The following is a 13,740-nucleotide window of genomic DNA, read 5'->3' as shown; positions in this document are numbered from 1 at the left end:
ATCAGAATCGCAGATTTCCCTGCGATCCCAACGAGAGGAACGCGCCCATGAAGGTCCTGGTACCTGTCAAACGCGTGATCGACTACAACGTGAAGGTCCGCGTCAAAGCGGATGGTTCCGGTGTCGATCTCGCCAACGTGAAAATGTCGATGAACCCCTTTGACGAGATCGCCGTGGAAGAGGCCATTCGTCTGAAAGAGGCAGGCAAAGCCGACGAGATCGTCGCCGTCAGCATCGGCGTCAAGCAGAGCCAGGAAACCCTGCGGACGGCACTCGCCATGGGCGCCGACCGCGCGATCCTCGTGGTTGCAGCCGAAGACGTCCACACCGACATCGAGCCGCTCGCGGTTGCCAAGATCCTGGCCGCTATCGTCAAGGAAGAAGAGCCGGGGCTGGTCCTCTGCGGCAAGCAGGCCATCGACAATGACATGAACGCCACCGGCCAGATGCTGTCGGCGCTGCTGGGCTGGTCGCAGGCAATGTACGCCAACAAGGTCGATATCGACGGCGATCATGCTGTCGTGACCCGCGAAGTCGACGGCGGCCTGCAGACCATCAAGGTCAAGATGCCGACCATCATCTCGACCGACCTGCGCCTGAACGAGCCGCGTTACGCATCGCTGCCGAACATCATGAAGGCCAAGAAAAAGCCGCTGGATGAAAAGACAGCCGCCGATTACGGCGTGGATGTCACACCGCGCCTCGAGATCGTGAAAACCTCGGAACCCGAAGAGCGCGCCGCAGGTATCAAGGTGGGCTCGGTCGACGAGCTGGTTGCGAAACTCAAAGAAGTGGGAGCTGTGTAATGGCCGTTCTTCTGATTGCCGAAATCACCGATGGCGCACTGGCCATGGACGCCACCGCCAAGACCGTGACCGCTGCAAAGGCACTGGGCGATGTGACCGTTCTGGCTGCTGGCGCGTCCGCCAAGGCCGCCGCTGACGAAGCTGCCACGATCGAAGGTGTCTCCAAGGTTCTGCTGGCGGAGGACGCGCTTTACGGGCATCGCCTGGCCGAGCCTGTCGCGGGCCTGATCGCATCGATTGCGGGCGATTACAGCCACATCGTCGCCCCTGCGACGACGGACGCCAAGAACATTCTGCCGCGCGTTGCAGCGCTTCTGGATGTGATGGTGATCACCGACGTGACCGCCGTTGTGGATGCCGACACGTTCGAGCGCCCGATCTACGCGGGCAACGCGATCCAGACTGTCAAATCCTCGGACGCGACCAAGGTGATCTCGTTCCGCACCTCGACCTTTGACGCCGCACCGACCGGCGGCTCGGCATCCGTCGAAGCCATCGCAGCCGGCGACAATCCGGGCCTCAGCGAATGGGTCGAAGACAAGGTCGCCGCAAGCGACCGTCCCGAACTGACCTCTGCGGGCATCGTGGTTTCCGGCGGTCGTGGCGTTGGGTCGGAAAGCGACTTCGCCATGATCGAAAAGTTGGCCGACACGCTGGGCGCGGCCGTGGGCGCATCCCGCGCAGCCGTCGACTCGGGCTTTGCCCCGAACGACTGGCAGGTGGGCCAGACCGGCAAGGTTGTCGCGCCGGATCTCTATATCGCCGTTGGCATCTCGGGTGCGATCCAGCACCTTGCGGGTATGAAGGACAGCAAGATCATCGTCGCCATCAACAAGGACGAAGAAGCCCCGATCTTCCAGGTCGCGGATTATGGCCTTGTTGCAGACCTCTTCCAGGCGGTCCCGGAACTCACCGAAAAGCTCGGCTGAGACTGGTTTGAACGAAAGAACGGCGCGCCAGACCCGGCGCGCCGTTTTCTATGTCAGCAAGTCGCGCACCACTGGTGCCAGCGTTTGTGCCACCGTACGATGTGCCGCCGGTCCGGGCAAATGCGCCGCCCGCGTCAATTCGAACGGTGGAACGTCAAGGCTTTCTTCAGGGCCGCGCCACTCTGGGGGGACGACTTCGATCAGCTGATGCACATGCGGCAGAAGCCCCAGCACCGTCTTACGTGTCAGGAACGGCTCTTCCCCGATCTTGCAGTCCGCATCGTCACCCATTCCGCTTTGCGCAAACCACAACAGAATGACCTTGCCCTTCATTTGGGCAATCACCGTCTTCATCCGCGCCTGCCAGGCCATGCGCGCTTCTCGGGCAATCATGGCAAAGCGGTCAGGACATATCCCGTTCAGCCGCGCAAGCAGATGCCGGGTGAAATGCACCTCGGTAAAGTCCATTTCGGGATATAACGAGATCAGCGCCTGCGACGCCTTGAGAAACCGGTCATTGCGACGGGGGTGCGTGGCGTAGAACCGGTTGGACGTGTTGTGCACCCCTGTGAGCTGGATCAGAACCACCTTGGCCTGTGCCGCGGTGGACAGCGCCCCCGGGTCGTTCAGGTAGGCGTCGATACCGGCATTCTCGACCCCGAGATTCACCACCGGTGCGGCACACCGGGTTTCCAACAACTGCGTCCAAGGTTCAGCCACGAACCGCCCGTAGACGTTGGACCCGCCAAGACAGGCCACGTAAGGCGACCGCAGCGCGCGTCGCGGCCCCCGGAACCAAAGACGCGACCCGCCATAGCGACAGGGCGCATAATCAATCGCTTGATCGTGCGTGGAGGATACATCCATACACCCAACCCTTTTCTTCACCCGACAGGAAAAGTGCCGCGATTCGGTTCCCAAATGCCTAATGCTAAAAATCGACCGATCCGCCTTGCAGCGTCCCGGTCCACAAGTCATTGTTGCGTCGAAACGAATGGAGCAATTGCATGACGGTCAATTCAATCGGCGTGGTCGGGGCTGGACAGATGGGCAACGGGATCGCCCATGTGATGGCTCTTGCCGGTTATGATGTTGTCCTGAATGACATCAGCGAAGACGCCCTGACACGCGCCATCACGCTGATCGAACGCAACATGGACCGGCAGGTCAGTCGTGAAAAAATCACGCAGGCCGAACGTGACGCGGCCATGAGCCGGATCACCACCACGCAGGACCTGCCGCAGGTGGCAAAGACCGACCTCATCATCGAGGCCGCGACCGAACAGGAAGCCATCAAGCAGAAGATCTTTGACAGCCTCCTGCCACATCTCGACCCGCATACGATCCTGACCTCGAACACCTCGTCGATCTCGATCACGCGCCTGGCCAGTCGCACGGACCGCCCCGAGAAATTCATGGGGTTCCACTTCATGAACCCCGTGCCCGTGATGCAGCTGGTCGAACTGATCCGCGGCATCGCAACCGACAAGGAAACGTACGAAACCTGCCTCGGTGTCGTCGAGAAACTGGGCAAGACCGCCGCCTCGGCCGAGGATTTTCCCGCCTTCATCGTCAACCGCATCCTGATGCCGATGATCAACGAAGCGGTGTACACGCTCTACGAGGGCGTCGGTAACGTCAATTCCATCGACCAGTCGATGAAGTTGGGCGCGAACCACCCGATGGGGCCACTGGAACTCGCGGATTTCATCGGTCTCGACACCTGCCTCGCGATCATGAACGTTCTGCATGATGGGCTTGCGGACACCAAGTATCGCCCCTGCCCCCTTCTGACCAAGTATGTCGAGGCGGGGTGGCTGGGGCGCAAGACGCAGCGCGGATTCTACGATTATCGCGGTGAAACCCCGGTGCCGACGCGTTAATCCGCCGAGCCCAACCCCATCGTCGTCTCACGCAGGGAGGCCACGAAATCGCGACTGCGCCCTGCGAAAGCCTCGATCGCGTCGGGCAGGATCGGCTCACCTACAATGGGCGCCTGCGGTTTGCCGCAGGCATGAATGACCTCGTGGATCAGCAAGCCCTGCCGCAGCGTCGCCGACAGCTGATTTGCGATCTGATAGGCGCGTGAATTCTGTCCCGGGAAAAAGATCGGTACTACCGTCGCGCCGGACCGCTGGATCAGGTTCGCAGTAAACGGATTCCATGTCCGTTCGATCGCAGGACCGAAGAAACTGTCGCTCGATGCAACAACGCCGGATGGGAAAAGCGCGATCACCCCACCCTTCTTGAGATGTGCCATCGCGCGGCTGCGCATCTCGAGGCTTTGTTCCCGGGCATCCGCTTCATGCGGAAACGGGACGGGAATCATGAATTCCTCGATCTCGGTGACCCCTGTCAGCAGGGATCGCGTCAGGATCTTGTAATCCGTGCGCACCCGTCCGATCAGCTCGGCCAGGATCATCCCGTCGACCAGCCCGTGCGGATGGTTCGCCACAACGATCACCGGACCGTCTTTCGGGATACGCGCGATTTGCTCGGGCGGCGTTTCGAGACGGATGTCCATCAACCCGAGCGCCTGTCCCCAGAACGCCTGACCTTCGGCCGGGCCCATACGTTCAAAGCGTCGCACCAGCCGCAGCAGCGGGATCTTGCCCGTCATCCACTCCATCGCACGGATCGTGTTGGCTTTCCACGGATTGGTAAAGGTGTTGGCGTAGCTCAGCTTGCGCTTGTCATACGGCACATCGACCTGCCCCACTGGGCGCGCGTCCGTCGATGTGTGCTGATAGCTTTCAACCATATGGCAGCGTGACGTCCTGTGTCCGGTTGGCACGGCCGATCACAAAGATCAGCAGCCTTCTCCAAAGCGATCGGCCACCAGGGTTTCGATGGCGGTGGCCAGGGCCTCTGCGTCTGGCCCGGATGTGACTACCTCAATAGAGGTTCCTTTGGAAGCTGCCAACATCAAAAGCCCCATGATGCTGTCCCCCGACGCGCTCATGCCGTCCTTGCGCACCTCAGCGGTTGCATCAAAGCCTTCGACGACTTCGACCAGCTTTGCAGACGCCCGAGCGTGCAAACCCTTCTCGTTCACGATTTTCAAAACGCGCTGCGCCGTGGCGGACATGATGCCGGGCCTCCCTCAACCCACCTGATCAGGCGCCCTGATCCAGCGTTACGTCCTGACTGTCAATGTATTTCCGACCGGCATCCAATGCCGCACGTACGGCTTCGGGCACGGACTTGTCGCGGCTTTTCGCCAGTTTGATCAACATGGGCAGGTTTGCGCCGTACACGATCCTGCGGTTCTCGGGCTGGCAGGCGCGCAAGCTGAGGTTCGAGGGCGATCCACCGAACATGTCGGTCACGATTACGACGCCATCGCCGGTATCGACCTCGTCAGCCAACGCGCAAATCTCTTTCTGCTTGGCATCCCGGTTGTGATCGGCGTCGATCGACACGGCGGCCATGCCGGGTTGATGGCCGACAACATGCTCCACCGCGGACAGGTATTCATGCGCCAGACCGCCATGGGCCACGATCACGATCCCGATCACTCTCCCGTCCCTCCAAGATCGGACAGCACAACGCCGCCCGCGGGCGCGATCCCCCGGCGCGCCAATTCCTTATGGCCAATTGACACCCGCCAGCCCTGCTCTGCAAGGGTCCGCGCCACATGTTCCGCTACGACAACCGACCTGTGTTGCCCTCCCGTGCACCCAATGGCAACCGAGAGATGGGTTTTCCCTTCCCGGTCCACCTCGGGCAACAGAAATCCCAACATATCGCCGATCTTCTCAAGGAATGGTTGCGCCCGGCCATCGGCCGCCACAAATGTGCGGACGGACTCGTCAAGGCCCGTCAACTCGCGCAGCGACGGCTCCCAATGCGGGTTGGCGAGGAATCGGCAATCGAACACCATGTCCGCACCATGCGGGATCCCGCGCTTGAAGGAAAACGACTGAACAGCGACCGACAGTTTCTGCGACGACGCATCCGCAAACCATTGATGGAGCTGAGCCTTGAGATCGTGCGGCGACAAGTTGGATGTGTCGATCAGGATATCAGCCCGTTCCTCGATCGGTTGAAGTAGCTCGATCTCGCGGGCGATTCCGATCTCGGGCGTTTCGCTTTGCGCCAGAGGATGGCGGCGCCGCGTCTCGGAATAGCGCCGCAACAGGACGTCGGGCCGACAGTCGAGATAAAGCAGCGTGGCATTGCCTTCGGTCTGGCTCACCATATCGGTGTGCAAGTCCAGCAACCGATCGAGCGAGAAGTCGCGGTTGCGCACGTCGATGCCAAGGGCCAGAGGATGCCCGGGCGGGTCTTCCTCGAACAGTCGGCTGATCATGCGCAGCGGGATGTTGTCGATCGCTTCGAACCCGAGATCCTCGAGCACGTTGATTGCAGTGCTGCGCCCGGCGCCCGAAGGGCCGGTGACCAGAACAACGCGGGTCGGATTGGGCTGGGTCGCCATGTCTCTGCTTCGTCGCTCAGGGCGCTGTGTCGGCCCGTCCGTTGCTTCGTAGATATTGCAAAACGGCAGAAGGGAAATGCCGCGATGCCACATTGTGAAGCAACGGAAATGTTTGTGAAAGGTATGTGATGCCGCGATGGGGCGGCAATCGCTCTGTCTCCGTCTGGTCCATGTCGACGGCCAGCGCCAGTGCGACCGGAGACCTGTACTCCGCATGCAAAAGGCCCACGCCACGCGCCTCGATCATGCCGCGCAATGGCTCTGGACAATCCAGCATGACCTTTGCTCCCATCGTCGACAGGATCACCCGATCATCGGCGACAAGCATTGCTCCTCGGGCCATCATCTCAAGCGCCAGTGCTGATTTTCCGCTGCCAGATGCGCCTGTGATGAGAACCGCCCTGTCCCCCAAAGCGACCGCAGTAGCATGCAGGATCTGCGGGGCCGGATCGGGCATGGCGCGCCCTAAAGCGGCAGGCCCACGACAAAGCGCGCGCCAAGCGGTTCGGATGTGGCGTCCGCTTCGGTCGGGCGGATATTCTCCGCCCAGATCACACCACCATGCGCTTCGACGATCTGCTTGGAGATCGCGAGGCCCAAGCCGGAATTGTTGCCGAAATCCGTTTCAGGCCGTTGCGAGTAGAAGCGTTTGAAGATCTTGGTCAATGCCTCGTCCGGGATACCTGGACCTGTATCCTCGACCACGATCAGCACACGGTTCTCGCGGCGGCGCGCCCAGATGCGAATGGCGTCGCCGTCTTCACAGAAGCTGATCGCGTTGGTGATGAGATTGACGAAAACCTGCGCCAGCCGTGCCTCGAGCCCATGCACAAGGATGGGCCGATCCGGCAGGTCCGAAATGAATTCGATCCCCTGACGTTTCGCATCTTCACCCAGGAACTGCGCAATATTGCGCAGCATGTCGAGAAGATTGAACTCGGCCTCTTCTTCCTTGACCAGTTCGCTGTCCAGCCGCGATGCGTTCGAGATGTCGCTGACCAGCCGGTCCAGCCGGCGGACATCATGGTCGATGACATCAAGCAGGCGTTCGACCTGATCCGGGCGTTTGGCAAGGCGCAACGTGCCCACGGCTGACCGCAGCGAGGCAAGCGGGTTCTTGATCTCATGCGCAACGTCAGCAGCGAACTGTTCGTTGGCGTCGATCCGGTCATAGAGCGCGGCGACCATGCCGCGCAGCGCCCCGGACAGACGCCCGATTTCGTCAGGGCGGGCCGTCAGGTCCGGAATTCGGATACGGCCCGACGACACGTTCCGGCGATTGCGGTCACGCCCGACCTCGGCGGCATCCGCGAGGTTCGAGATGGGGTTCGAAATGGTCGAGGCCAGAACGAGGCTCAGACCAATCGACACCAGTGTGGCGATCACGAACATCTGCAGCACGTTTTCGCGTTCCAGCCTCACCGCCGCGTCGATTTCCGGCGCATAGCTGACAAGAGCAATGGTCCCTGCAACGCCGCTTTCCACCTGGATCGGGCTCAGCGCGGTAAAGATCGTTTCACCGTTGGGGCCTTCGGACCGCTCGATCCGTGTGACCGTCGGATCGGTCTCTTCGATCTGGCGGCGCAGAATGTCTTCCAGTGTCAGGGGTTGCAGGCCGGCATCCGTCTGAAACACGGACGACACGCTGCTCCAGACAGACAGTAGAAAATCCGAGATCACCGTCGGTTTTTCGGCAGCTGACACACCAGCACCAAGACCGGCTGTCGATCCGACATTCCCGACAAGAAACCGGGCCGCGTCGAACACGAAAACTTCGCGTCCTGGGCGCATGTCGAGCGTGTCGAGGGTCCGTGCAACGTCGATGCCTTCGCCGACGCCAAGGTTGACGGACTGCGCCTCCAGCGCCTGCGCCTCGAATACATTCGCGATCAGTTCCGCCTCGATACGGACGGACGTGGCCTTTTGTTCGGCAAGTGTGTCCCGCGAGGAATTGAGAAACAGAATACCCGCGACCAGAAAGTTGAGGGCGACCAGGTTGAAGGTGATGATCTTGCGGGTCAGCGGCGATTTGTTGAGAGAAAACAATCCGCGCTTTTCACGGATGCTGCGCACTTCGGACTCGACTGTTTTGTCGGGGGCGACCCAATCGTCCCCGAGCACAACATCCGCATCCTTGCGCCCGCCGTCCTTGCCGTGGGTCACACCTTCAACCAGTGCCATGGTCACTCTTCGTTGTAACGGTACCCGATCCCGTAAAGCGTTTCGATCGCCGAGAAATCATTGTCGACCGAGCGCATTTTCTTGCGAAGACGCTTGATGTGGCTGTCGATGGTGCGGTCGTCGACATAGACCTGATCGTCATAGGCCACATCCATCAGCTGATCGCGGGATTTGACGAAGCCGGGGCGCTGTGCCAGCGCCTGCAGCAACAGGAATTCCGTAACCGTGAGCGACACATCCTGCCCTTTCCAGGACACGGAATGGCGCAGCGGGTCCATTGTCAGGTTGCCCCGCACCATCAGCTTGGTCTCTTCGACCTCGCCACCGGCCGCATCGCCGGAAATGGCATCCTGCCGCCGCAGTAGGGCACGGATGCGCTCGACCAGAAGACGCTGCGAGAACGGCTTCTTGACGTAGTCGTCCGCCCCCATGCGCAGACCGAGCACCTCGTCAATCTCGTCATCTTTGGACGTCAGGAAAATGACGGGCATCTTGGATTTCTGGCGCACCCGCTGAAGCAGGTCCATGCCATCCATGCGCGGCATCTTGATGTCGAAGACAGCCATGTCCGGCATCTTCTTGTTGAACGCGTCCAGCGCGGCCTGTCCGTCGTTATAGGTCTCGACTTCGAAACCTTCGGCCTCGAGGGTGATCGCGACCGATGTCAGGATATTCCTGTCATCGTCCACAAGGGCGATTTTCGACATGAAGTGTGTTCCTTGTACTGCTCTCAATTATGTTTTTTTCGCCATTATGTGTCTTTTTTCCGTTTGCGCCAACTCAATTCTGCGAATCACTCCGCCACGCCAGCAATATTGAGACCTAAAAATCCTTACGGATGGCTAAATTGCATCACCACGGTCGGCGGAGAGCAGCCATGGTTGCGCTAAACCCGTTTTGGTTGCGCTAACTGCGCGATTGCGTCCTGTTCAGATTTGGAAGCGACATGCTAAGAGGCGATCACCCTTGGCGCACCGCTTCGGGTGGGACGCGTACTCTTCGTCCCTCTTCAATACTGCCGCTACGAGCGCGGCTACAGGAGCTTGGCAAATGACATTTGGACGGGTGAACCCGGAATTCCGGCTTGAGGATCAACAGATCACCGGGCTTGGCAATGTCTATTACAACCTCACAGAGCCCGCTCTGATCGAAGCGGCCTTGAAACGCGGCGAAGGCACTCTGGGCAATGGCGGGGCGTTCCTTGTGACCACCGGCAAGTTCACCGGCCGGTCGCCCAAGGACAAGCACGTCGTCAAGACCGACAGCGTGGCCGACACGATCTGGTGGGAAAACAACGCACCGATGTCGCCCGAAGGCTTCGATGCGCTCTACGCCGACATGCTCGAGCACATGAAGGGCCGCGAATACTTCGTTCAGGATCTTGTCGGCGGTGCAGACCCCAAGCACTCCATTGACGTGCGCTTCGTTCAGGAACTGGCGTGGCACAACCTCTTCATCCGCCACATGATGCGCCGTCCGGAACGTGACGACCTCGACACGTTCACCGCCGATTTCACGGTCATCAACTGCCCGTCCTTCCAGGCAGACCCCAAGAAACACAACTGCCGTTCGGAAACCGTGATCGCGATGAATTTCGACAAGAAGCTCATCCTGATCGGTGGCACCGAATACGCGGGCGAGAACAAGAAATCCATCTTCTCGCTGCTGAACTACCTGTTGCCCGAGAAAGGCATCATGCCGATGCACTGCTCGGCCAACCACGCGGTCGGCAACCCGGTGGATACGGCAATCTTCTTTGGCCTGTCCGGCACCGGCAAGACCACGCTGTCGGCAGACCCGAACCGCGTTCTGATCGGTGATGACGAACACGGCTGGTCCGACCGCGGCACCTTCAACTTTGAAGGCGGCTGCTATGCCAAGACGATCAACCTTTCTGCCGAGGCCGAGCCGGAAATCTACGCGACCACCACAAAATTCGGTACGGTCATCGAAAACATGGTCTTCGATCCCGAAACGTTCGAGCTGGATTTCAAGGACGACAGCCTGACCGCGAACATGCGCTGCGCCTACCCGCTCGAATATATTTCGAACGCGTCTTCGACGGCCCTGGGCGGGCATCCCAAGAACATCATCATGTTGACCTGCGATGCCTTCGGTGTGCTGCCTCCGATCGCGCGCCTGACACCAGCGCAGGCGATGTACCACTTCCTGTCCGGCTTCACCTCCAAGGTTGCCGGGACAGAGCGTGGCGTGACCGAACCCGAGCCCACTTTCTCGACCTGCTTTGGCGCACCGTTCATGCCGCGCCGTCCCGAGGTCTATGGCAATCTGCTGCGCGAGAAGATCGCGTCACATGGCGCAACGTGCTGGCTGGTGAACACCGGCTGGACCGGCGGAGCCTATGGCTCGGGCCAGCGGATGCCGATCAAGGCAACCCGCGCCCTGCTGACAGCCGCCCTCGATGGCAGCCTTGCCGAGGCCGAGTTCCGCAAGGATCCCAACTTCGGCTTCGAAGTGCCGGTCCAGGTCGAAGGTGTGCCGGACATGCTGCTCGATCCGCGCCGTACCTGGAATGACAAGGCGGCCTATGACGCGCAGGCGGAAAAGCTGGTGCAGATGTTCGCCGACAATTTCGCGCAATACGTTCCGTATATCGACGAAGACGTCAAAGCCGCGGCCATCGGCTAAGGCAGCTGCGTCGAAAGGCGCTTGGAAATAAAGGGGCGAGCGCACCATATTCTGGTGCACTCGCCCTTTATTGTTTCTGCACGTGCATCCGCCCGGCGCCGCACGGCAGCGATTCAGAGCGAAAGATTGGAACAAATTTAGGTCTGGTTGGGTATTTTTGTTGCGCTGCACCTGCAAAATAGATATCCAGCCCCAAAGCTGAAAAGGACGTGATTCATGGCCCATGACGGACAAGACCTGACCCTGACCACCGAAACGATCCTGCCCGACCTGCTGTCATTGACGGCTGCCGCAGTTGCACCAGTCACGGCCATTCTCGAGACGGCAACAGCCCGCGTGCGCGATATGGTCGAGGCAGATGGCCGCGTGTCCGGGGCCCTGATCGAAGAGCACCAGACGGCAGCGCACGGGCTTGCATGGCTGGCCACCTATGCGGAATCGCTGCGTCAGATGCAGGGCTGGGCCGAACGTCTGACAGCCGATGGCAAGTTTGGCGAGGTGGAACACCTGATCCATCAGATCGCCTTCGGTGAGTATCTCTGGCAGATCTACGGCGGCATCCAGATGAACCAGGGCGAGATCGTGCGCCTTCAGGACATCGGCCTGTCTCAGGATGACATGCGTGCTCTGATGACACCGGAGGTCATGCGCCTCACACAAGAGGCCAACACGCAAGCAGCCCGCGTTCGCCTTGTCGAACTGATGCAAGAGCGCAGCGCTGAACTCACGGTCGGGGCCTGTGGCCTTGACGATGAACTCGACATGATCCGCGAACAGTTCCGCCGTTTCTCGCTCGACAAGGTGGAGCCCTACGCCCACGAATGGCACCTCAAGGACGAACTCATCCCGATGGAGATCATCGAAGAGCTGGCCGAGATGGGCGTGTTCGGCCTGACGATCCCGGAAGAGCACGGCGGCTTTGGTCTTTCCAAGAACTCCATGTGCGTTGTGTCCGAAGAACTGTCGCGTGGTTACATCGGCGTCGGCTCACTCGGCACACGGTCCGAGATCGCGGCCGAATTGGTGATCGCAGGCGGGACCGACGAACAGAAAGCCAAATGGTTGCCGGGCCTTGCCTCAGGTGAAATCCTGCCCACCGCTGTCTTCACCGAACCGAACACCGGCTCCGACCTCGGCTCGCTGCGGACCCGCGCCGTGAAAGATGAAAACGGCGACTGGATCATCAACGGCAACAAAACATGGATCACCCACGCCGCGCGCACCCATGTGATGACCGTGCTGGCACGGACAGTTCCCGACACCACCGATTACCGTGGTCTGTCGATGTTTCTCGCTGAAAAGACGCCCGGCACCGACGAGCAACCCTGGCAGGATCCCGGCATTTCGGGCGGTGAAATCGAAGTGCTCGGCTATCGCGGCATGAAGGAATACACGCTCAACTTCGACGACTTCAAAGTGAAGGGCGAAAACCTGCTCGGCATGGAAGAAGGCAAAGGCTTCAAACAGCTGATGGAGACGTTTGAATCGGCCCGTATCCAGACCGCTGCCCGCGCCATCGGCGTCGCGCAATCGGCCCTCGACGAAGGCATGAAATACTCGCAGGACCGCAAGCAGTTCGGCAAGGCGCTGATCCACTTCCCGCGCGTGGCGTCGAAGCTGGCGATGATGGCGGTCGAGTTGATGATCGCACGTCAGCTCACCTATTTCTCGGCCCGTGAAAAAGACGAAGGCCGCCGCTGCGACCTCGAAGCGGGTATGGCGAAACTGCTCGGTGCCCGTGTGGCTTGGGCTGCAGCCGACAATGCGCTGCAGATCCACGGCGGCAACGGCTTTGCGCTGGAATACAAGATCAGCCGCATCCTGTGTGACGCGCGCATCCTGAACATCTTTGAAGGTGCCGCAGAAATTCAGGCGCAGGTCATCGCGCGTCGTCTGCTCGGATAACCTCCGCCCGGACAGCGAAAAACCGAACAAGGCCTCGCAGAACTGCGGGGCCTTCATCGTTTCGCCGTGTGCACTCTCCGTCATCGGCGCATCGTGAACGGCGTATCCCGCTTTTGACGCAGAAATTCAGCCTTTCACGAAGGCGCTCTGGCAGGAAGACCCTCTGATTGCGGAAGTGGCGACACCGCAATTCGGAGACACCACATGCCGCACGTTCTCACCAATATCCCCGTCTGGGTTCTGCCCCTCTTTCTGGGCCTTCTCTACATCAGCCTGCGCGCGACCCGGTCGCGGACGGTTCCGAAAGCGGTGATCTACGCCCTGCCCTGTCTTGGCCTTCTCACACTCAGAACGGTTATCTTTTTTGACGCCCAGTGGATCGCCATCGGTGCCTTTACACTGGCCTACGCGGCCGGAACCGCTCTGGGATTTCGCGCCCAGGGCAAATGGACCATCTCATCAACCCGCTCTCATGTCAGCTTGCGGGGCGAATGGATGACCATGATCACCGTCATGGGGGTGTTCTTTCTGAACTTCGCGACCGGCACGATCAACGCCATGGCCCCGTCGCTTGCGGCAACTCCGCTCTATGCAGCCGCCTTCGGCACGCTGGCAGGAGGACTGTCCGGCATCTTCTTCGGTCGCGCGCTTCGCGTGATGCGCACCGCAACAGGGGCCACCTGATCTGCATCAAAGACCGTCGCGCGACAGAATGCTCTTGCAGGCCAAACACATCTCAGGAGCACGATATGAGCTGGAAAGACAAACTCAAGGACATGAAGGCGCAGTTGAAATCCCTCAACGGCGCCATTCCCGATACAACCGCCGCCTT

The 13,740-nt window shown here is 60.3% G+C and carries 14 protein-coding genes; 6 read left to right on the top strand and 8 right to left on the bottom strand.

Features of this window, described 5'->3' with window-relative positions; genetic code table 11:
• Positions 1-47 precede the first annotated feature (47 nt).
• Both MRY75_RS14145 and MRY75_RS14140 read left to right on the top strand, forming a co-directional pair.
• The gene (locus MRY75_RS14145) at positions 48-806 is read left to right on the top strand and encodes an electron transfer flavoprotein subunit beta/FixA family protein (protein WP_292308651.1); all 759 of its coding nucleotides are present in this window, start codon (positions 48-50) and stop codon (positions 804-806) included.
• The gene (locus tag MRY75_RS14140) at positions 806-1,735 is read left to right on the top strand and encodes an FAD-binding protein (protein WP_292308650.1); all 930 of its coding nucleotides are present in this window, start codon (positions 806-808) and stop codon (positions 1,733-1,735) included. Before MRY75_RS14145 ends, MRY75_RS14140 begins: the two co-directional genes overlap by 1 nt.
• A gap of 48 nt (positions 1,736-1,783) precedes the next feature.
• Here MRY75_RS14140 and MRY75_RS14135 read toward each other — a convergent pair whose 3' ends face one another.
• A complete protein-coding gene (locus MRY75_RS14135; RefSeq protein ID WP_292308649.1) occupies positions 1,784-2,602 on the bottom strand; it encodes a DUF6473 family protein in 819 nt (272 codons plus the stop codon).
• Positions 2,603-2,742: 140 nt separating this feature from the next.
• On the opposite strand from MRY75_RS14135, the gene MRY75_RS14130 reads away from it, so the two are divergent.
• Positions 2,743-3,618, top strand: coding sequence for a 3-hydroxybutyryl-CoA dehydrogenase (locus MRY75_RS14130; protein ID WP_292308648.1), 876 nt, complete (start codon positions 2,743-2,745; stop codon positions 3,616-3,618).
• Here the strand turns inward: MRY75_RS14130 and MRY75_RS14125 are convergent.
• Genes MRY75_RS14125 through MRY75_RS14095 form a run of 7 tightly spaced genes read right to left on the bottom strand, consistent with a single transcriptional unit; the run spans position 3,615 to position 9,061 of the window.
• Complete coding sequence (locus tag MRY75_RS14125; protein ID WP_292308647.1) at positions 3,615-4,496, bottom strand: lysophospholipid acyltransferase family protein; 882 nt, start codon at positions 4,494-4,496, stop codon at positions 3,615-3,617. The genes MRY75_RS14130 and MRY75_RS14125 overlap by 4 nt on opposite strands.
• 48 nt (positions 4,497-4,544) lie before the next feature.
• Positions 4,545-4,823 (bottom strand): HPr family phosphocarrier protein, encoded by a 279-nt coding sequence (locus tag MRY75_RS14120; RefSeq protein WP_292308646.1) that lies wholly within the window; start codon positions 4,821-4,823, stop codon positions 4,545-4,547.
• A 28-nt stretch (positions 4,824-4,851) separates the two neighbouring features.
• Complete coding sequence (locus MRY75_RS14115) at positions 4,852-5,253, bottom strand: PTS fructose transporter subunit IIA (protein ID WP_292308645.1); 402 nt, start codon at positions 5,251-5,253, stop codon at positions 4,852-4,854.
• Positions 5,250-6,173: an RNase adapter RapZ gene (gene rapZ / locus MRY75_RS14110; RefSeq protein WP_292308644.1), complete on the bottom strand. Its 924-nt coding sequence runs from the start codon at positions 6,171-6,173 to the stop codon at positions 5,250-5,252. The genes MRY75_RS14115 and rapZ overlap by 4 nt, the downstream gene beginning before the upstream one ends.
• Positions 6,174-6,189: 16 nt before the next feature.
• Positions 6,190-6,630: an HPr kinase/phosphorylase gene (locus tag MRY75_RS14105; RefSeq protein WP_292308643.1), complete on the bottom strand. Its 441-nt coding sequence runs from the start codon at positions 6,628-6,630 to the stop codon at positions 6,190-6,192.
• 8 nt (positions 6,631-6,638) lie between these two features.
• Positions 6,639-8,354, bottom strand: a complete 1,716-nt coding sequence (locus MRY75_RS14100; RefSeq protein WP_292308642.1) for a sensor histidine kinase — start codon at positions 8,352-8,354, stop codon at positions 6,639-6,641.
• 2 nt (positions 8,355-8,356) lie between these two features.
• Positions 8,357-9,061, bottom strand: coding sequence for a response regulator transcription factor (locus MRY75_RS14095; protein ID WP_292308641.1), 705 nt, complete (start codon positions 9,059-9,061; stop codon positions 8,357-8,359).
• Positions 9,062-9,404: 343 nt separating this feature from the next.
• Here MRY75_RS14095 and MRY75_RS14090 point away from each other — a divergent pair, with 343 nt between their 5' ends.
• From MRY75_RS14090 to MRY75_RS14080, 3 genes are all read left to right on the top strand, one after another.
• On the top strand, positions 9,405-11,003 hold the full coding sequence (locus MRY75_RS14090; RefSeq protein ID WP_292308640.1) for a phosphoenolpyruvate carboxykinase: 1,599 nt from the start codon (positions 9,405-9,407) through the stop codon (positions 11,001-11,003).
• A 216-nt stretch (positions 11,004-11,219) separates the two neighbouring features.
• Positions 11,220-12,908, top strand: coding sequence for an acyl-CoA dehydrogenase family protein (locus MRY75_RS14085; RefSeq protein ID WP_292308639.1), 1,689 nt, complete (start codon positions 11,220-11,222; stop codon positions 12,906-12,908).
• A 204-nt stretch (positions 12,909-13,112) separates the two neighbouring features.
• Entirely contained in the window at positions 13,113-13,592 is a 480-nt protein-coding gene (locus MRY75_RS14080; RefSeq protein ID WP_292308638.1) for a hypothetical protein, read from the top strand.
• Positions 13,593-13,740 lie beyond the last annotated feature (148 nt).

The organism is Marivita sp., from assembly GCF_022763305.1.
In the GTDB taxonomy this organism is placed as follows: Bacteria; Pseudomonadota; Alphaproteobacteria; order Rhodobacterales; family Rhodobacteraceae; genus Marivita.
Note: the sequence above shows the minus strand (reverse complement) of the source record. Positions and strands in the feature narration are given on the sequence as shown.